Origin of the sequence: Mucilaginibacter sp. (assembly GCF_041660805.1) — a bacterium.
Classification (GTDB): Bacteria; Bacteroidota; Bacteroidia; order Sphingobacteriales; family Sphingobacteriaceae; genus Mucilaginibacter.
Map to the genome: position 1 here is coordinate 79,088 of NZ_JBAZVP010000016.1, position 20,714 is coordinate 99,801.

Here is a 20,714-nt window from a genome sequence, read left to right on the forward strand (position 1 = left end):
CTTTAAGAATGTATCAGCCGGTCTACAGGCCGTCTCAATGAAACCGGTTCAGGATAATCCTTTACATAGCCCGTTCGTAATATAAATTGTACCGGGTCATTTATGCCTATTGATGCGTTAAGGCCTTGATGAGTATACGGTTCTTCTAATATTTGGGTCATCGGGTGTATGGCGATATTTTTATCCCTGACTTTTAGGAACAACCGTTGCATTCTCCTCCCCGTTTCAATGAGGTTGGTTACAGACGCATCTTTACTTGTAATCAGAAACCAGCCTGCGGAGGAAGCTACCTGTTTCTCCACCTGGTCAATATTTTGATCTCTGAAGCTTTTCCCCATCACATTGGATTTTCCATAAAAGTTTCGGACTACCCAGCCGGAAATGCCCTCAATTTCCATACTTCCGGGGGTAAGGCCATCCTGGTATTTCTCAGCATCGTTGTTGGAAAACCTGATCCAGTCAGCCAACTCATTTTGCGCAGCATCGCGGTAGGACTGAACCCTATTAGCTTCGATAGTTTGTTCATTGAGATAACGATATGCTTTCGCCGTGCTGGGAATGAAGTGAATGAGATCGGGTTCATTATCAACTAGTAGCCTGATATCTTCCGTTTTCAATGCTTCGGATAGTAAATTTGATCTTACTGTCCGGCGTTGTACAATACTGTTGGTATTATACCTGAACTGGTCGCCCGACCGGATCATTTTTATGTCCATTACTTTTTCGTCCTGATTAGTGTTGGCCATTAAATTGAATTGACACCTATAGTCCAAGTTATGAGCAGCATACTCTAAGTTTTGAATAAATGCTCCAATAGATAATATCGTTTCCCTTTGCGTCGGATCAACAGCTGGCAACCATTTACTTTTATCGTTGCAAATGATCCAATGTAAAGGCTCCATGTGTTTGATAGACCATGGCTGTGTATTATGCCCGCTTGGAGCCAGAGAGGCCAGGTATAATATGTGCCGTTCATCGGCCGTTAATTGTATATTAACGTTGGTTACAGGCTTTAAATCGGCCCTTACAAAATTGCTTTTATCGCTCAGCGCATAATAGGTTATTCCCGCTATTGCAACCGATCCTCCCGTTAGGCCTAAAAATTTTCTTCTGTTCATGATGAGGTGAGATTTGTAAAAGTCTCGCTGGTGGGCATTCGTTTTCGCCATTTAAAAAGTTCAAACCATATCACAGAGAGAAAGCCAATACCCGCGCAAATTAAAAGTTCAGGTATGTTTAACGGCTCGAAACCAAAGAACGCGGTTAATGGGCTGACGTAAATTAAACAGGTTGAAATAAGCAGGGTAATCCCGATGATCAGCAACACCAGGTTATTCTTATACCTGATTGTGGTAAACAGTGAATAGTAAAACGAACGGTTGACCAATGTAAGTAAGATATTAGCCGATATCAGGCAGGTAAATACCATGGTGCGGGTTAGTTGTTCATCTGCTCCTTTGCTTACGGCAAATTGGTAAGTAGCCAGGGTCCCGGCAGTGATGACCAGCCCCTGAATGATACTGGTCGTTAGTTCTTTCCAGTTAAAAAAAGTTGTACTGATGGGACGTGGTTTTTGTAGCATCGTATTCTTTTCCATTGGCTCATTCTCATAAATGATGGAACAAGTTGGCCCCATGATTAATTCCAGGAAAATAATATGCACAGGAGAAAAGATGTTAGGGTAGATCCAGCCCAAAGCCAGCGGGATAAATACGGTTAATACGATAGGTATGTGGATGGAAATAATGTATTGTATTGCCTTTTTAAGGTTGGTGTATATACGCCTGCCCATCGCTACGGCATCTGCCATTTTCGAGAGGTCATCCTCCAATAATATCAGCGATGCTGCCTGCTTGGCGATTTCCGTGCCTTTTTTACCCATAGCTATACCGATGTGTGCGGCCTTTAAAGCAGGGCCATCGTTTACACCATCCCCTGTCATAGCCACTATTTCGTTTTTGGCTTTTAGTGCATTAATGATCTTTAGCTTGGCATCAGGGAACATGCGGGTAAAAATGTTCACTGTTTCCACTTTGTCCCGAAGTTCTTTATCGGACAATTGCATCAGTGCATCTCCGCTTATACATTGATCATCTCCACGGAAATCAATTTGCCTTGCAATAGCACCAGTGGTTTCTGCGTTGTCGCCGGTGATAATTTTTACTGCGATACCAGCCCTGTAGAAGCCTTGCAGTACTGAATTAATATTTTTCTTGGGCGGGTCATAAAAGGCGACCAGCCCTTTAAATGCAAAATGAAATTCCTGCTGTGTAGCCGGGAAATCACTTCCCGGAAAATTCGCTTCGCCTACAGCTAATACCCGGTAACCTTCGGCAGCCAATGCCTCAATTGCTCCGGCTATCTGCTTTTTCTCGCTACTGTTTAGATTGCTGATGCTGATCAGTGCCTCCGGCGCGCCTTTAGCCGCGATAATGCGTTTGCCCGTTCCATTTTCAAACAGATGGGTCATCATGGGCGGTTTGCCCCCCAGGGGATATTCATGGATCATTTGATAATCAGGACGCTCATCCGTAAGGCCCGTTTTTGAATAGGCATTGTGCAGGGAAATTTCCATGGGATCGAAAGGAATCGGTTCACTGGCCCACATAGCCAGCGTTATCAGCTGCTGCACAGGGCCATTTGAGATCTTTCCTGTAGCATCTGTGATGCAATTCTCCGGCAGTGTGTACACTTTCGCCAGGCTCATCTTATTCTCGGTGAGGGTACCGGTTTTATCGGTACATATCACGGAAGCGCTGCCCAGGGTTTCAACCGTTTTCATTTGTTTAACAACGATACCTATTTTCATCAGCCGCCAGGCACCCAGGGCCATGAAAGTCGTAAATGCAACCGGGATCTCTTCCGGCAAAATGCTCATGGCCAGAGTAAGTGCTTTAATCAGGCTATCCAGAATATTAGCCGAATGGAGATAGTTAATGCCCCACACGATCAGGAACACGACCACCCCGGCGATCACCATTTTTTTTACGAAATTGTTGATCTGTACTTCCAGCGGTGTTCTTTCTCCTGTAATAGATTCCAGGCTTTTTCCAATTTTACCAAGCCGGGTTTGATTGCCTATGGCGGTTATGGTTGCGATGGCAAGGCCGCTTGCTACCGTTGTGCCATGAAAAATTAAATTGTCAGCCGAAGAGCTGTCTTTATAAACGGCTAAGGACTCACCGGTTAGTATGCTTTCGTTGACCGAAAAATCGTTAGCATGTACAATTACCCCATCCGCAGTTATCGACATTCCTTCCTCTACCATCAGGCTGTCGCCAACTACAAGATCTTCGCTTTTTATTTCTAAAACTTCTCCGTTCCTGATCACTTTACATTTAGGTCGCGAAAAATCCTTTAGCTTTTCGAGTGCGTTACGGCTTCGGGAGTCCTGATATAAAGAAATGCCGGCCACCAGTACAATGGCTGAAGCCAGAAAAATGCCGTCGCCGGGCTTCCCGCTAATAAAGTAAATACATGAGGTAACCATCAGTAATATAACCATCGGTTCCTTTACCAGTCCTCTCAGCGCATCAACAAAACCGTTTTCCTTTTTAAACGATAGGCTGTTTGCTCCATATTTTGACTTGGCCGTAATTACTTCATTGTTACTTAATCCCAATACATCAAAGTTATTTACCGTCATCTGTTTTATCGATTAACATCATTACAGCCTTTACAGACTATGGATGATTACTTCATTTCGGTCTGATAACTATCAAAGATATATGCTGATTATCCAAAACAGCCGCCGTTGTAGATCTGTCAAACAGGTCCGACAAAAAACACCCTGATGATGAACCAGCGCCAGCATATCCGAGCCGCTAAAAGTCAGCTAGATCAGGATCGTCTGCACAGCTGATTACTTTAAATTGTAAATCTGGCTATTTAACAGCGGGAACTAAATGACGAGGATCATTAATGAACTTGATGAAAGTTACTTAAACAGCAGTGTTAAATAGCGATTTTTGATAAAAAAGTTATGAGCCGGACGCACATCCACCTGTTGATCACATATTTAAGGGGACAGATCAGGCACACAGAAATAGGAATTAACACGGTATCCCCTTTGAAAGACGGGAAGGGAAAGGACAATGATTGATTATAAGCATGCTTATCAACCCTATGCATAAACCGAGTTATTATATGGTCAATGCGATCACCTTTTACAGGTTGTTAGCAGCTCCCATGCTTTTGACGTTATTGTTCAATGAGCAGCTGGACATTTTTAAATGGTTACTGGCCGTTAGTTTCCTTACAGATGCGATTGACGGATACCTGGCCCGCAAATACAAAGTAACCAGCGTGTTCGGTTCTATCCTGGATTCTGTTTCAGACGACCTGACCATCGCGGCAGCTATCATCGGTATAACTTTGGTGAACCCGGAATTTCTGAAAAAAGAATTAGTACTTGTTGCTATCCAGGTGGTGCTTTTTGTCACCCAGATCGGGTTTGCGCTATCTCGCTATGGAAAGATCAGCAGCTTTCATACCTACCTGGCCAAATTTGTTACTGTTTTTCAGGCTATATTCATGGTACTTTTTTATTGGCTACCCGAACCGGTTTATGCGCTGTTTTACCTGGTTTCAGCCTTAACCATCCTCGACTTGATGGAGGAGATCGCTCTCGTCCTTATTATCCCCAAATGGGAAACTGATATAAAAGGTTTATATTGGGTAATAAAAAAACGCGCACTGCAAAAAGCGTAAAAACTGCACCCCATGGTAAAAGAAATGCCGGTGACCGTGAAACGCGCCATCGAACTCATTGGCCTGTTTGTTTTAGGAACGATCGTAGTGGCTGGAAATACAATCATTATGCCCTTATTAATGGCATTCTTCTTCAGCCTGGTGCTTTTACCGGTGTTCCGCTTTTTTAGGAAACTAAAAGTCCCGGAAGCTATTGCTGTTTTTTTACCGATATTATTATTAACGATCGTTGTGGCGCTGATTATTTGGCTGTTCTCCAGCCAGATCGGTGCTTTATTGGATGATTTTCCGCAGATACAACGCACCGTGGCCAAACATTTGGATAATTTAAGTATCTGGATCAGCAAGTCGTTTGGATACTCCCCGGCAGAACAGGTGAAATTCATTAACGTGCAGAGCAAAAAGCTATTCAGTTCTCTTGGCGGGGTTTTGAGAGGCGCGGCGGGACCTTTGTCGGGCATGGTGATATTTATAGGATTACTGCCTATCTATATCTACCTGATCATCTTGTACAGGAACCTTTTTTTAAAGTTCCTGCTGATGTGGTTTAAAAAAGATGAGTACCAAAATGTGGAGGAGGCTGTACGGCAGACTGAAAAAATGATTAAAAGCTACCTTGTGGGGCTGCTGATACAGATCACCTACATCGTTGTCCTGTTAGGCGGCGCATTATGGCTTTTCGGTATCCAGAATGCCTTGCTGATCGGGATCATCTTCGCTTTTCTGAACCTGATCCCGTACCTGGGCGCCCTGATCGGCAATATTCTGGGCGTGTTGCTAACCCTTGCTTCGTCGGATAGCATTGCAGATGTACTGATCGTATTGGGAGCTATTACAGCGGTACAATTCCTGGACAATAATATTTTAATGCCGCGTATAGTAGGTTCGCAGGTAAAAATTAACCCGCTTGTTTCCATTGTCGGTATCATTGTTGCCGGAACGATGGCTGGCCTGTCAGGCATGTTCCTGGCAATGCCGGTATTGTCTATTTTAAAGATCGTGTTCGACCGCAGCGAAAATTATAAGCAATGGGGGGTGTTGCTGGGCGATGAACGGCCGGTAAAAAGCCAGATGAGGGTTTAACCCCTTCGGCTATATATTTTCTGGACGGCTTTGAAAGCCTGGAAAACAACCAAAGGCAGCAGGCTAACGGTTATTGCGGCTACCCACAACTTAAACGAAAGCACCGATAGCCCTAAAACTATACGCAGACCGGGCACGGCAAACACCATCAACGTGAGACCGCTGCAGATTAAAATGGCGATCCATACCCATTTGTTCCTGGTAATTTCATTATCCACAATTCCTGCGCCATCCGAGGACATGTTGAACACATGAAATAACTGGGCGAAGGTAAGGGTGATAAATGCTACATTATTGCAGGTACGATCATCGCTATTCAGCACTTCTTTGCAATAAACAACCGCAATGATCACAGCCGAGGTGATGGCAGCCGAGTATAAGGCGATAACCAGCCATTTTTTGTCGGTAATCATATTCTTTTTGGGGTCTCTTGGCGGTCTCGACATCACAGTTCTATCCCCTGTACCTAAGCCCAGCGCCAATGCCGGGAAGATGTCTGTCACCATATTCAGGAACAGGATCTGTAGCGGCAGTAAAGTGGCACCCGGTATAACTACGCCTAAAATAGTCACAATGAATATCTCGCTCAGGTTACAGGACACCAGGTACACCACAAATTTTTGAATATTCTGAAAGATCTCCCGGCCATGAGCCACCGCCTGGGCTATGGATGTAAAAGAATCATCTTTCAAAACAATACTCGCCGTTTCTTTGGCTACCTGGGTTCCCCTGATACCCATGGCAATACCCACGTCCGCTTTCTTTAAAGCCGGTGCATCGTTTACGCCGTCACCCGTCATGGCAACTATTGATCCTGCCTTTTGAAAAACATCCGCGATTTCCAGCTTTTGTTTAGGGGAAGCTCTTGCAAAAACGGCGGTTGCCAGAATACGTTGCCGCCATGCTTTTGTTAATAGTTCGGCTTGGGGCAGCTCTTTTCCGGTAATCACCTCTTTGTTGTCCTCGTCGATCAAGCCCACCTTTCGGGCAATATTTAATGCTGTTTGCGGATGGTCGCCGGTGATCATGACCACTTTGATGCCCGCTTTTCTGCAATTCAAGATAGCTCCTTTGATGTCCATCCGGGGCGGGTCAAGGAAACCGGCCATTCCGACATAAACCAGCTCATTCAAATAATTGTGCGTATCAAGCCCGTCACCCGACCGGTAAGCAAATGCAAGGACCCGCAGCCCGCCGGCCGCCATTTTCTCCGATTTCAGCAGGATGGCATTACGGGAGTCGCGATCAAGTATTTTGATGCGCGCACCCGATTGTACCTGGCTGCATTTCTCCAGCAAATGTTCAACAGAGCCTTTGGCCGCGGCAAAGTATCCTGACGGTGTTTGGTGCAAGGTACCCATCATCATGATCTCCGAACTGAAAGGCACTTCTGCAATACGTACATATTGCTTCATTAAACCGCGTGTATCTAAGCCGGCAGCAATGGCCATTTGTATTAACGCAACTTCTACCGGGTCCCCGGAAAATTGAGCTTGCTCAACACTTTTGTCTCCAGTTTCAATAATGGCATTGTTGCATAAAATACCGGTTAATAACAGTTTATCAAAATTTTCGGTGCTTAGCTTAACTGCTCCATCGGGGAATTTTAACAAGTTCTTTTCTACTTGTACTTTAATGGTTTCATCCGGAAACGCCAAAGTATCGGCGTATATTTTGTTTTCAGTTAGGGTGCCAGTCTTATCCGTCAGGATAACCCCGGTACTGCCCAGCGTTTCTACGGCAGATAGTTTTTTTACTATAGCGTTACGCCTGGCCATTAGCAACATGCCATAGGATAGGGCAACCGTTGCAACAATAGGTAAACCCTCGGGTATAGCAGCCACCGCCAGCGCAATGGATGTTTCTATAATAGTTAGTATGGCTTTGCCCTGTATAAATCCGGTTACTGCAAATATCGCGGTCATGACGAGTGTGATCCAGATCAGTTTCCGGCTTAATCTATTCAGCTTCTTATCCAGGGGTGTGGCTGTATCGGCCGAACTTTCGACCAAAGAAGTTATGGTACCTAATTGCGTATTTGCGGCAATACCCGTGATCACCATTTTGCCGTTCCCGTTAATGACCGAGGTCCCTTTAAAAACCATGTTATGCTGGTCACCAACAACAGTATCTTCTTTTAATGTTTCAATAGTTTTATTCGAAGGAAGAGACTCGCCGGTAAGCGATGATTCATCGCATTGTAAGCGGTTTACGACAACCAAACGGCCATCCGCCGGGATAATATCTCCGGCTTCCAGCGGAATGAGATCACCGGGGACTAATTGTTCTGATGGGATCGATCTGGATTTACCACCACGGATAACCTTTGCCAATATGATATCCATTTTTTTCAGCGCGTTCATGGAGCTGCGTGCCTGAAACTCCATAAAAAAGCCGATCAGGGCATTAATCAAAATAACGGCCAAAATGGCTGTCGTTTCTAAAATATCTTTGAAGTAAAGTGAAACGGCAGCCCCGACTATCAGCAGGTAAACAATAGGGCTTTTAAATTGGAACAGCAAGATCAACCACAGGCTTTTCTGTTTTTGAGTTTTGTAGCTATTCAGACCGTAAACACGGCTACGCTTTTCAGCCTCATGATGGGTGATCCCTTCGACAGTATTGGCTTGTATCAGTTTAACAACTTCTTCAACAGGTAATGAAAAAGGCTGGTCTAAAGGGTATTTCATTATCATGCTGAAATTGGTTTTATTTACCGGTACTCCAGGAAAGGAGGGGACAGGTAGCTTTTACTTGTCTTCCTTTTTGTTGAAGGTGAGTAAAGGGATTTTTCCATAAAAAGAGTACTCTTCGGCATTGGAAGGAAAAAATAACTTTTCAAACATGGACCTTGACTGATGGGTGAATAAGACCAAAAGAGAAGGTTTGCTGATCTTAACAGCATGGTCTATATCCTGAAGCAAGGCGTTGGTAATATCCCTTTGGGGGTTTAGTATGGTCACTTTATAATCCGTTTTTTTCAGTAGCGTCGCTTCCGCCAGTTCCTTCTCAAAAGCGAATTCATAAGGATAGGCAATATGCATCATCTCGACACTGGCATGAATAGGCTTGGCAAAATCAATAACTTTTTTAAGTTCGTTTTCATAGTCGGTCATATCCGATGCATAAAGAATGTGTTTTAATTCCTTTAAATGGTAGCCGCTGGGTATGCATAAAACAGGGACAGCAGAACTGCTGATCAATTTAGCGGTATGCGTGCCGAATATTTTTGTAATGGCACCGGCACCGCGGGTACTGATGCAGATATAAGAACAATTGTGCTTGCTGGCATATTCCATGATCCCATCCACCACATCAATGTTGGATACCAGCACTAATTGGTGGTTAATTTCGGGTTCATCGATATCATGATAGATACCGGCAATAAATGATGACAATTCTTCGGCCGTTTTTTTTGTAAAGCTATCGGTATGCTCCGCAAAAGCGTGGTCGCTCCATTTGAACGGCTTTAAAAGATGGTATACGTGAAGGATGATCAATTCCGCTTTACGCTGTTTGGCCAGTTTAATGGCAAAACGGATGGCCGCCTTTGAATTGGTGGACTGATCTGTAGTAACAAGTATCTTTTCCATAATCTAATTAGTGGTTAAACCGTTGTGGTGGTACTTCATTCATCATGGGCATCGTTACAGTTATTAATATGACCAGACTGCTGATCAGGAACTCAAAATCACCTTCAGCGCTTTCTCCTTGGCTGCGTTTCCAAACGTATCGTACTGGTTACTACAAAATTGCTGTTATTTTGTTTATTTAAGATATTGATTATCAATTTAAAAAATGATCTTCATCACTGTTTAAAGATGGAAAATGCTCCATCTTTGTTCTATTAACATACCGTCACAAAAAGACCTGTGAAACTAAAGTTTCTGATGAACATACAGATCGGGAATCGATGTAAGCCATTTCACAGCACTGAACAACAAACCTTTTTTCAATTAGAAAAAGCATTATGAAAACGATCTTAGTTCCAACTGATTTTTCATCCGCTTCAAAAAACGCAGCGAGATATGCTATGCATCTGGCAAAGAAAATAAAAGCAAACTTGCTTTTGTGCAATGCAATTCTAATCCCCGCTGAAGCACCAATGGCGGGGCAAGTGGTATGGCCCCTTGAAGACTATGACTCATTAAAAGCATCGGCAGATCATGAATTAAATGCGTTAGCTGACAGACTAAAGCTGCGTGAAGAGGAAGCCACGGTTCCTGAAAATTTTCATCCGGCTGTCAATATAAACACTGAAATAGGCCAGGTTACCGATGTGATCAGGAATGTATTTGCTGGAAGTAAGGCGAATATTACTGTAATGGGCATGTCGGGTGCCGGAAATGTCAGCGGCTTTTTTTGGGGTAGCAATACCCAAGAATTAATTGAGACTGCAACGTTTCCCTTGATCCTGATACCGTCAGATTTTATTTTCAAAGGTATAACAAAGATTGCTTTTGCAACCGATCTAAGTGAGGGCGACATAGAGGTCATCCATTCCATCGCATCTTTTGCAAAGTATTTCAATGCAGAAATATTAGTTGTCCATGTCACAGACGGAACTTATGACGAAAATGCCTCGCAAAAAAAAGTAGAGAATTTTTTGTGCCAGGTTTCCAACAAGGCTAATTATCCCCGGATTTATTACCGGCATGTTCTGAATACCAGCATTAATGATGGGCTTGATTGGTTAACGGAGCATGGCCAGGTAGATATGATGGTAATGATACACAGAAACCATAGTGTTTGGCACCGTATTTTCAAAGGCAGCCATACACAGCAAATGGCCAGGAACTTGAATATACCGTTAATGGTTTACCCAGCCGACTGCCACCCTATGATTTAGTTCGTTGAGACAACATACTTAAATTAATATCTTATGTTAGGAGAATTAAATAAGGAAATGATCGAAGAATTGCTGAAGACGCAATTGATCGGACGTATTGGCTGTCATGCAGATGGAATAACGTATATCGTCCCTGTGAATTTTGTCTATGAAAACCCTTATATATACGCCCATTCCGCAAAAGGCCTGAAAATTGACAACATGCGAAAAAATCCGGAAGTATGTTTTGAAGTCGATAAAATTGAAAGTCTTTTTATATGGCAAAGCGTTGTTTGCTGGGGCACATTTGAGGAAATAACCGACATTTCAGAATGCGAGCAGGCCATGCAAAAGATAATCCGTAGCATTGAACCGTATCTCTCTAAAGCAGACGATGCGCACCCTTCGCACGGTATCGCCGATAAGACCAGTGAAATTGGAAGTACAAAAGAACTGATTGTTTATAGGATCAATCTTACGAAAAAAACAGGGAGGTTCGAGAAACGGGAATACTCATCCGGCTACAGCCAAGAGCAATGATAAGTTAGTATAATCGCCTTATATAATTATAGTGGTTACCCGGATTCCGCTATTAAAAGATCTATGCACACCAGGAAACGATGCTGATTGTGTAAGGGATTTTAATAATCAGATCACCAGTTTTCCAACATCCGCACATGGCGATGCCGATCCGCTTAAAAAACAACTAAGCGATAATTCCGGCTGTATTTTTACAACCACTTTTTTCTTTTAAACCATATATAGATCAATACCGTTACCAGCCCCATCAACAGCATTACCCCGGGGTAACCCAACTTCCATTTCAATTCTGGCATAAAGTCAAAGTTCATACCGTAGATACCCACAATAAAAGTTAAAGGCATAAAGAACACAGAAAAAATGGTCAGGATACGCATCGTTTCATTTGTTCTTTGGGAAGAGGCTGAAAAGTAAATATTCAGCAGTTGGTGGATGTTTTCAGAAACCGAGGCGAACATATTGTTTAATTTAACATATCGATCCCTCGTATCCCTGGTGTTCACATTTCCCTGGTCTTTTGAATCTATGTTGTCAATAATTTCATAAGACAAAATCAGCATCTGTTTCAGCAGGTCGATCTTTCTTTTTAAATAATACAACGCCTTTAATAAAGGGACCTTTTTAGGCCGAAGAAAGACAATTTCTTCATAATAATTCACCGATTTGGATAGTTTTTGTAAGGGCTGCTCATAAGTATTCAAGCAGGCACCAATCAGCAAATTCAGAACTTCGTAACTATCGATACTTTTCTGTTTACCAACCGATTCTATGATTTCATCAAAAAGGGTTTGCTTCTTTCTATGGATCGTCAGGATGAAGTCTTCGGAATAAAAAATAGCAATCTTACTGGTTAATTCTTGTACGCTATCTGCTTCGAGCAGATCATTGTTGGTGTATATCCGGAAAATAATAAAAGAATAATTTTCCAGCCGTTCAAATTTGGGCAAATGATCAGGCTGCAAACAGTCATTAACTAACACAGGGTGCAACTTGTATTTTTTTGCTATTTCCGCAAATTCTTCATCGGATGGGGCGGTAATATCCAGCCATTCAAATCCATTTCCCTTTTTATCTATGATTTTATTTACCATTAAGGTTCATTTTAGTTGGCTAAAGATAAACAGGATGTTGCGGACAATATCAATTACCTGTTATATAAAACCTTTACCTTTACGCGAGAATAATCGAATGAACCGGATACTACTGATAGAAGATGAAGAGCGCATTGCTGAACTGATTAAAAAAAGTTTGGAGGAACAAGCTTATTGGGTTACAATTGCTTTGGATGGCCTTACCGGTAAAAAACTTGCTGTCGCCAATGATTTTGATCTCATCATTACAGATATTATTCTACCGGGCATGAACGGCATCACACTCTGTAAAGAGATTCGGAGTTTAAAGCCTGTTATCCCAATCATCATGCTGACAGCCTTGGGCACGACAGACGATAAGGTGGATGGCTTTGATGCGGGAGCGGACGATTATCTGGTAAAACCCTTTGACTTCCGCGAACTGTTGGTACGCATAAGGGCGGTAATGAACCGTAAGAGCGTTAACCTTATTGTTCAACCAATTATTTTAAAATATGCCGATCTGGAATTAAACAACCAGACCAAAACCGTGAGCCGTTCGGGTAAGGAGATCAGTCTTACACCAAAAGAGCTGAAACTGCTGGAATACATGATGCAAAATAGCGAGAGGGTTTTATCCAGGGCGGAGATTGCGGAAAAAGTATGGGAAACCCATTTTGATACGGGAACCAACTTTATTGACGTCTATATCAATTACCTGCGAAAAAAAATCGACAAAGACTTTGGCAGCAAGCTCATCCACACTAAATCCGGTTTGGGCTTTATTTTTAAAGAAGAAATATGACCATACGCAATAAACTCACATTGCTGTTTACCTCCATCATTGCTGCCTTATTGTTGGCCTTTGCACTGGTTGTCTATTTTTCCTTTTCAAAAAACAGAGAGAATGAATATTACAACTCTTTGCGCCACACTGCCATCAATAAAGCCAATCTCTTGCTGGATGCCAAAGTTGCCCCTTCGGTATTACAACTGATTTACCGGAACGCTGAAAACTCGTTGTTTAAGGAAGAAGTAGCCATTTATGATACCTCCTTTAATCTATTATATCATGATGCGGTGGATAACTTAACTGTCTAACAATATGTTATTTATTGGCCATATGGGAGGCTGATAAATTAACCATTCCATTTTCATAAATCATTTATAAATTCTATCTCCTATATTTGTCATATGAAGCTATGGATCAGCAGAATATTCTTAATGACAGGACTTGTCCTGTTGCTGTTCCATAATATCGTGGCCCACCATCACGATGATGACCATGACGATCATATCACACATCATGACAACGATGTGCTGGAGCATGCAAAAGTAGATCATATCTTTTCCCCGCAGGTTTACCATTTCGACGGCTTGCAAGCCATCATACCGGATTTAGTTTATCGACCGGAATACAGCTTTGTGCAGTTCCCACTGGCACTTCACATCAAGCCGGTGATTTTACCCGACGAACCCTACCCGCCCGGCTGGATCACGGATCAAGTCATTCTTCGCGGCCCTCCTTCCAACTGTTAATACTGCTGTCTATACAGCATAAGGCTACGCCTTTGTCTCTTCTGAACATTAACAGTTAAATCTTCTTCTTCATGTTGAATAAAATCATCGAGTTTTCCGTCAGGAATAAACTCATCATCGGCCTGTTTATACTGGGCTTAATCGGCTTTGGTATTTACGAGGTTAACCGCCTGCCTATTGATGCCGTCCCGGATATTACGGATAATCAGGTACAGATTATTACCCGTACACCTTCATTGGGCGCTCCCGATGTGGAAAGGCTCATTTCTTTTCCAATAGAACAAAGCTGCCGTAATATACCGGATGTTAAAGAGATCCGTAGTTTTTCCCGCTTCGGCTTATCCGTGGTCACCATCGTTTTTGAGGACAAGGCCGATGTGTATTGGGCGCGTCAGCAGGTGAGTGAACGGCTAAACGATATTGCCACGCAGATCCCCATTGAATTTGGGAAGCCCGAAATGGCACCGGTGACGACCGGTTTAGGGGAGATCTACCAGTACTCGGTACGTGCCAAAGCCGGGTACGAAAAAAAATATGATGCGATGGCTTTACGCACGATTCAGGACTGGATCGTACGCAAACAATTGCTGGGTTTGCCCGGCGTTGCCGATGTCAGCAGCTTTGGCGGTTACCTCAAGCAATATGAAATATCGGTCAATCCCGACCGGTTGAAGGCCAATAACGTAACCATTACGGATGTCTTTACCGCATTACAAAAGAATAATAACAATACAGGAGGGGCTTATATTGAACGCGGGCCTACGGTATTGTTTATCCGTAGTGAAGGCTTGGTCAGCTCTCTGGATGATATCGGCAGCATCGTGGTAAAAAATCTGCCGAACGGTACGCCTTTGCTGATCCGGGATGTAGGCGAGGTTGGTCTTGACCACGCCACCCGCTATGGTGCCATGACCTGGAACGGCAGGCAGGAAGTGTCCGGTGCGGTAGTCATGATGCTTAAAGGAGCAAACAGCAATGAGGTGATCAAGAACATCAAAGATAAAGTTGCACAAATTCAAAAGACCCTGCCCGAAGGTGTGGTGATTGACGCATTCTTAGATCGTACCAAAATGGTAAATAACGCCATCAGTACGGTAGAACATAACCTGCTGGAAGGAATGGCCATTGTACTCATCGTCCTGATCATCTTCCTTGGAAATTTCAGGGCTGGTTTATTAGTGGCCTCCGTGATCCCACTGGCGATGCTGATCGCGGTAATCCTAATGAACATTTTTGGCGTTTCAGGAAACCTGATGAGCCTGGGCGCATTGGATTTTGGATTGATCGTTGATGGCGCGGTGATTATCGTGGAAGCGATCATGCACGAGGTTTATGGGAAAAAGCAGGACAAGATCAATGCTTCGGAAATGGATACTGAAGTGGTAGCTGTTTCCTCGCGGATGCAGAATGTTGCCGTGTTTGGCGGGTTGATTATCCTGATCGTTTACATCCCCATTTTTACGTTACAAGGGATTGAAGGCAAAATGTTCAAGCCGATGGCACAAACAGTATCTTTCGCGCTTTTCGGGGCATTTATCCTTTCCCTAACCTATGTGCCAATGATGAGCAGTATCTTCCTCAGCCGTAAAGGCAAACACGAAAAAAACTGGTCAGACAGGATGATGGATTTTTTCCTGAAACATTACCAATATCTGCTGCAAAGGGTGATTAAACGTCCCAAAATGGTGATTGCTATTGCTTCGGTTTCCTTTATCATTGCCGTATTTGTGCTGACCCGATTGGGCGGTGAGTTTATTCCAAAATTAGAAGAAGGCGACTTCGCGGTGGAAACCAGGGTCTTGACCGGCAGCAGCCTGCAAACTTCTGTTAAGGCGGTATCGGAAGGCTCCCGTATCCTATTGAGCAAATTCCCGGAAGTGGAACAGGTGGTCGGCAAGACCGGAAGTTCAGAGATACCGACTGACCCGATGCCGATCGATGCCAGTGATATGATGGTCATCCTAAAAGACAAAAGTAAATGGACATCGGCCAAGACCTTTGACGAGCTAACCACCAAAATGTCCAAAGAGCTCGAAGCGGTGCCGGGAGTAACTTTTGGTTTCCAGTACCCGGTACAGATGCGCTTTAATGAGCTGATGACTGGTGCCCGGCAGGACGTGGTCTGTAAGATCTTTGGCGATAACCTGGATACGCTGGCCATGTTTGCTAAAAAGTTAGGTGCGATTGCAGGCGGAATCAAAGGTGCCAGGGATATTTACGTGGAAAGCATCACCGGTATGCCGCAGATCGTGATCCGGTACAACCGGGCATCCATCGCCGAATATGGCCTGAATGTGGAAGATATTAACCGCGTGGTGAATACCGCATTTGCCGGGCAAAGCAGCGGCACGGTTTACGAGGGTGAAAAACGTTTTGATTTAGTGGTAAGGCTGGCTGGTGAGCAGCGTAAACAATTGAGTGATGTACAGGATTTATTGATCCCTACACCCAGCGGATCGCAGGTACCTTTACAGCAGGTTGCCGATGTAAAGATTGAGGAAGGCCCCAACCAGATCCAGCGGGAGAACGCACAGCGACGGATCATTATCGGCTTTAACGTATTGGGCCGGGATGTGCAAAGCATGGTAGAAGAATTACAGCAAAAGGTAAATACACAGATCAAACTGCCTCCCGGTTATTATACCACTTACGGTGGTGCTTTTGAGAACCTGAACGCCGCCAAGCAACGGCTGACCATCGCCGTTCCGGTATCCTTATTATTGATATTACTCATGCTCTATCTCGCCTTTGGCTCGGTTAAACATGGGCTATTGATTTTCTCTGCCGTTCCTTTATCTGCCATTGGTGGTATCCTGGCATTGGTGGTAAGGGGAATGCCTTTCAGCATCAGCGCAGGAGTAGGCTTTATCGCATTATTTGGTGTTGCGGTATTGAATGGATTGGTACTGATCTCCGAGTTCAACCGCCTGCGGGCAGCAGGTTGGGATGACCTGCGGGCTATTGTATTTGAGGGCACCAAACTAAGGTTGCGACCGGTGCTCATGACCGCTTCGGTAGCTTCATTAGGCTTCCTGCCAATGGCATTAAGCAATGGCTCCGGCGCAGAAGTGCAGCGGCCCCTTGCCACCGTGGTGATCGGCGGTTTGATGACTGCTACTTTACTCACTTTGTTTGTACTGCCCATTTTATACATCCTGTTTGAAAAAGGAAAAGCTATGAAAGTACCTGTTAAACCTGTTGTCATTTTGTTTTTAAGCTTTTTTGGCGTGTTTGCCGGAAAAGCAACAGCACAAACACCCATCACGCTGAAAGCGGCTATAGATACCGCCATAAAAAACAACCTGAATTTGAAAAGCGAAAGGCTGAATGCCGACTATCTGAAAAGGAATACAGGAACGGCGGTTACTATACCCAAAACCAGCATTTCAGGTGAGTACGGCAATATCAACAGCGCCAATACCGATAACCGCCTGTCCGTTGTGCAATCGATTAATTTCCCTACGGTTTATACCCGGCAAAAAGCTTTGCTGAATGCCGAATACCAGGCCGGGGAATTGAATGTTAATTTGCGGCGGCGCGAACTGGAACGGATGGTTACCGAAAGTTTTTACCAGATCCTTTACCTCGAGCAGAAACAAAAATTGCTATTGAGTACGGACAGCACCTACGCCGTGTTTGTTAAAAATGCGAACCTGCGTTTTGAAAAGGGAGAAAGCAATATCCTGGAAAAAACAACAGCAGAAACCCAGCGCGGGCAGATCGCAAGGCAAACCGAAATGGTGAACGCGGATCTGGCTATTGCCCATGACCGTTTCCGGGTTTTACTAAATACCCCCGCGGATTACCGGCCGGAAGCTGCGACTTTTAAATTGTCAATACCTGCAACAACTGATACTGCATTGAGCCAGCATCCACAGGTATTATACCTCAGCCAGCAGCAACAGATCTCTAAAGCACAAACGCAATTAGAAAAAGCGAAGTTTTTGCCGGATCTCAACCTCGGTTATTATAATCAAAGCTTCAAAGGCACACAGCTGATCAATGGCGTTGACCGCTATTATGATAACAGCAACCGCTTTTCATCTGTGCAATTAGGTGTTTCGGTACCTTTATTCTTCGGCGCACAAAAGAATAAGGTCAGCGCATCCCGTATCAAAGAACAGCAGGCACAGGTGGATTACCAGTCCGGTCTGCAGGCCCTGCAAAGCCGGTATAGCCAGGCGGCAGCAGAAGTCGGCAAGTATCAGAAGCTGGTTGACTATTATGAAAAGACCGGGCTGCCCAACGCCGGTCTGATCCTGAAAACAGCTAACCTGCAATTTACCGGCGGACAGATCAATTACCTCGAATACGTATTGCTCATTAACCAGGCTACCGCGCTTCGCAGTGAATACACCGATGCAGTCAATAATTTAAATCAGGCCATTATTCAAATCAACTCGCTTCAAAATAAATAACGATGAAATTCACGATCAAAACATATATACAGACAACAACGGTAATACTTATTGCTGTTACCTTTTTCTCCTGTGGCAACCAGCCGGATAAAACAGAAACCCAAACAGCCGAAACACCGGCAAAGCCGAACAGCACAACGGTAACCTTAACCGACGCCCAGCTGAAAACAGCCGGGATTGATACCGGCCATGCGGCTAACCGCCCGGTAGCTACCACCCTGAAAGTAACGGGGGCCATTGATGTGCCGCCGCAAAATATGGTGAGCATCAGTTTCCCCATGGGTGGCTATCTCAAATCCAGCCAGTTATTGCCGGGGATGCATGTGAGCCGTGGTGAAACGATTGCCTTGATGGAAGACCAGCAATTTATCCAGTTACAGCAGGATTACCTGACGGCCAAAACCAAACTCAATTATGCGCAGAAGGATTTTGAGCGCCAGCGTGACCTAAACCAGAGCAAAGCGAACAGCGACAAGGTATTCCAGCAGGCCCAGTCCGATTACGAAAGCCAAAAGATCCTGGTCCGCGCATTAGCTGAGAAGCTGCGGCTGATCGGACTGAATCCGGCTAAAGTAACGGATGGCAATATTACCCGCAGCGCGGCGGTGCGTTCACCAATTGATGGCTATGTGAGCAAGGTGAATGTCAACATCGGTAAATATGTAAACCCAAGTGATGTATTGTTTGAGATCGTTGATCCTAGGGATATACACCTCGCTTTGGATGTCTTTGAAAAGGATGTGCCCTTATTGCACAGCGGGCAGAAAGTGATCGCTTACACCAACAGCAGTCCGGATAAAAAGTATATCTGCGAGATCGTCCTGATCGGTAAAGACCTGACCGACCAGCGTAAGACCGAAGTGCATTGTCATTTTGAGCAGTATGATAAAAACCTGCTTCCTGGTACTTTCATGAATGCCGAAATTGAAGTGACCGCGAATAATGCACTAACCCTGCCGGAAGAGGCGATTGTGAACTATGAAAACAAAAGTTACGCTTTTAAGGTAAAGGGTAAAAACAGTTTTGAAATGATGGAAGTAAAAACAGGAATCACGAAAGCTGGCTTTGTGGAATTGACCGCGACCGGGGCGGAATTGCGCAGCCAGACCTTTGTGACCAAAGGTGCTTACAGCCTGCTCATGAAAATGAAGAATACCGGGGAGGATGAATAATAAACTATCCACATTAACGGAGCCATTCGCAGCGTTGAAAAACCGGGTATTTGCCGGGCTGTATTTTGCGGAATCCATCAGTTTGTTAGGTGATGCTTTTACCTGGGTGGGGCTGGCTTTGCTTTCCTACCAGTTTGGTAAAGAGAAGTCGGCCATTATCTTAGCAACGGCGTTAACTCTGCGTGTAACGGCCTTTATCATTTTCTCCCCTTTCGCGGGGGTACTGGCCGACCGCATGAGCCGGAAGACCATTTTATACACTACGCATTTTATCAGGATGGCGATAGTCGCCTGTTTACCATTCGTCAACCAGGAATGGCAGATATATGCATTGGTGTTTTTGCTGAATGTATTCAACGCCTTTTTTACACCAACCTATCGTGCCGTTATACCACAGGTAACAGATCATGCCCATTACCGGCAAGCTGTTGGTTTATCCACGGCTACTTTTCAGATCCTGGGTGTATTAGGGCCCGGATTGGCTGGGATACTGGCGGTTTGGTTTGGCGCAAGGGAGATCTTTTTTGTTGATGCAGGTTCATTTGTGATCGCAGCAATTCTCATCCTGTTATTACCAGCAAACAAATTGCAAAAGCCCGTCAGACAAAACGAAAAGACTTTCACCGCCTGGCATGATGCGATTAAAGGTATCCGGCTCTTATTTAAAAACCCACTGATCCGGTTTGCGCTGTTTATCGAATTTGTATCGGCTATTGCCGGGGCGCAGATCCTGGTCAATACGGTGGGGCATATCAAGAGCGGTTTGCACCTGGACGATAAGCATTATGGCTGGGTGATGGCTGCCTTTGGCATTGGTGCCAGTATTGCCGCGTTTGTAGCAGGTAGTTTGGATAAGACTAAAACACGCAGGTTATCGCTGATCGTTGGCGCATTGGTGCTGGCGATCACTATCTCTATTACCAATTTTGTTGGTTACCCGGTGATGCTGATCTTGTGGCTGTTTGCAGGTTTGGGACAAAGCCTGGCTGAAATGCCATCGGAAACCCTGATCGGTGAAAATATCGCAGATAATGAGCAGGGCAAGGTTTATGGCTCGCACTTTGCCTTTTCCCATCTTTGGTGGGCCATCGCTTATCCGATGGCCGGATTTATGGGAAGCCATTTTCCAGGGTTGGATTTTTTTTACGGCGGCATCCTGTCTATAATTTTATTGGGCGCTGCCCTGCTTTTTTACACCAACAAAGCAAAAAATATTCCCAGGTAAACCGTTTACTGGAATCTGCACATTGGGTTTGAATAATGCCAAAGGATATGAAAGCGAGGCAATGTTCCGGCGATATTTCGGGCAGATTTGGAGGCGGATTAACTTTGACCTATTGATGTAAATAAAAGT

At 44.4% G+C, this 20,714-nt stretch carries 15 protein-coding genes; 10 read left to right on the forward strand and 5 right to left on the reverse strand.

Translation table 11 applies throughout. The annotated features are described in order from the left end of the window. Nucleotides 1-2: 2 nt before the first annotated feature. Nucleotides 3-1,118 (reverse strand): nitroreductase, encoded by a 1,116-nt coding sequence (locus WC743_RS18315; protein ID WP_373014264.1) that lies wholly within the window; start codon nt 1,116-1,118, stop codon nt 3-5. Beyond that, complete coding sequence (locus WC743_RS18320; RefSeq protein ID WP_373014265.1) at nt 1,115-3,646, reverse strand: cation-translocating P-type ATPase; 2,532 nt, start codon at nt 3,644-3,646, stop codon at nt 1,115-1,117. Before WC743_RS18320 ends, WC743_RS18315 begins: the two co-directional genes overlap by 4 nt. Nucleotides 3,647-4,125: 479 nt before the next feature. Between WC743_RS18320 and WC743_RS18325 the strand changes: the two genes are divergently transcribed. Both WC743_RS18325 and WC743_RS18330 read left to right on the forward strand, forming a co-directional pair. Further along, nucleotides 4,126-4,710: a CDP-alcohol phosphatidyltransferase family protein gene (locus WC743_RS18325; protein WP_373014267.1), complete on the forward strand. Its 585-nt coding sequence runs from the start codon at nt 4,126-4,128 to the stop codon at nt 4,708-4,710. A 12-nt stretch (nt 4,711-4,722) separates the two neighbouring features. Next, a complete protein-coding gene (locus WC743_RS18330) occupies nt 4,723-5,793 on the forward strand; it encodes an AI-2E family transporter (RefSeq protein WP_373014269.1) in 1,071 nt (356 codons plus the stop codon). Here WC743_RS18330 and WC743_RS18335 read toward each other — a convergent pair. Together WC743_RS18335 and WC743_RS18340 are read right to left on the reverse strand one after the other, a co-directional pair. Continuing rightward, nucleotides 5,790-8,483 (reverse strand): cation-translocating P-type ATPase, encoded by a 2,694-nt coding sequence (locus WC743_RS18335; protein WP_373014270.1) that lies wholly within the window; start codon nt 8,481-8,483, stop codon nt 5,790-5,792. The genes WC743_RS18330 and WC743_RS18335 overlap by 4 nt on opposite strands. 60 nt (nt 8,484-8,543) lie before the next feature. Further along, nucleotides 8,544-9,386: a universal stress protein gene (locus WC743_RS18340; protein WP_373014272.1), complete on the reverse strand. Its 843-nt coding sequence runs from the start codon at nt 9,384-9,386 to the stop codon at nt 8,544-8,546. 377 nt (nt 9,387-9,763) lie between these two features. Here WC743_RS18340 and WC743_RS18345 point away from each other — a divergent pair, with 377 nt between their 5' ends. Next, entirely contained in the window at nt 9,764-10,642 is an 879-nt protein-coding gene (locus tag WC743_RS18345) for a universal stress protein (RefSeq protein ID WP_373014274.1), read from the forward strand. Between the two features lie 33 nt (nt 10,643-10,675). Continuing rightward, nucleotides 10,676-11,161, forward strand: coding sequence for a pyridoxamine 5'-phosphate oxidase family protein (locus tag WC743_RS18350; RefSeq protein WP_373014275.1), 486 nt, complete (start codon nt 10,676-10,678; stop codon nt 11,159-11,161). 191 nt (nt 11,162-11,352) lie between these two features. Here WC743_RS18350 and WC743_RS18355 read toward each other — a convergent pair whose 3' ends face one another. After that, entirely contained in the window at nt 11,353-12,252 is a 900-nt protein-coding gene (locus WC743_RS18355; protein WP_373014277.1) for a CorA family divalent cation transporter, read from the reverse strand. Nucleotides 12,253-12,349: 97 nt separating this feature from the next. Here WC743_RS18355 and WC743_RS18360 point away from each other — a divergent pair, with 97 nt between their 5' ends. From WC743_RS18360 to WC743_RS18385, 6 genes are all read left to right on the forward strand, one after another. After that, nucleotides 12,350-13,036: a response regulator transcription factor gene (locus tag WC743_RS18360; protein WP_373014279.1), complete on the forward strand. Its 687-nt coding sequence runs from the start codon at nt 12,350-12,352 to the stop codon at nt 13,034-13,036. After that, the gene (locus WC743_RS18365; protein WP_373014281.1) at nt 13,033-13,332 is read left to right on the forward strand and encodes a hypothetical protein; all 300 of its coding nucleotides are present in this window, start codon (nt 13,033-13,035) and stop codon (nt 13,330-13,332) included. Before WC743_RS18360 ends, WC743_RS18365 begins: the two co-directional genes overlap by 4 nt. 93 nt (nt 13,333-13,425) lie before the next feature. Continuing rightward, entirely contained in the window at nt 13,426-13,770 is a 345-nt protein-coding gene (locus WC743_RS18370) for a hypothetical protein (RefSeq protein WP_373014283.1), read from the forward strand. A gap of 71 nt (nt 13,771-13,841) precedes the next feature. Beyond that, nucleotides 13,842-18,188, forward strand: a complete 4,347-nt coding sequence (locus WC743_RS18375; RefSeq protein WP_373014285.1) for a CusA/CzcA family heavy metal efflux RND transporter — start codon at nt 13,842-13,844, stop codon at nt 18,186-18,188. A 2-nt stretch (nt 18,189-18,190) separates the two neighbouring features. Next, the gene (locus tag WC743_RS18380; protein ID WP_373014287.1) at nt 18,191-19,360 is read left to right on the forward strand and encodes an efflux RND transporter periplasmic adaptor subunit; all 1,170 of its coding nucleotides are present in this window, start codon (nt 18,191-18,193) and stop codon (nt 19,358-19,360) included. Then, the gene (locus tag WC743_RS18385; protein ID WP_373014289.1) at nt 19,353-20,585 is read left to right on the forward strand and encodes an MFS transporter; all 1,233 of its coding nucleotides are present in this window, start codon (nt 19,353-19,355) and stop codon (nt 20,583-20,585) included. Before WC743_RS18380 ends, WC743_RS18385 begins: the two co-directional genes overlap by 8 nt. Nucleotides 20,586-20,714: the final 129 nt, after the last annotated feature.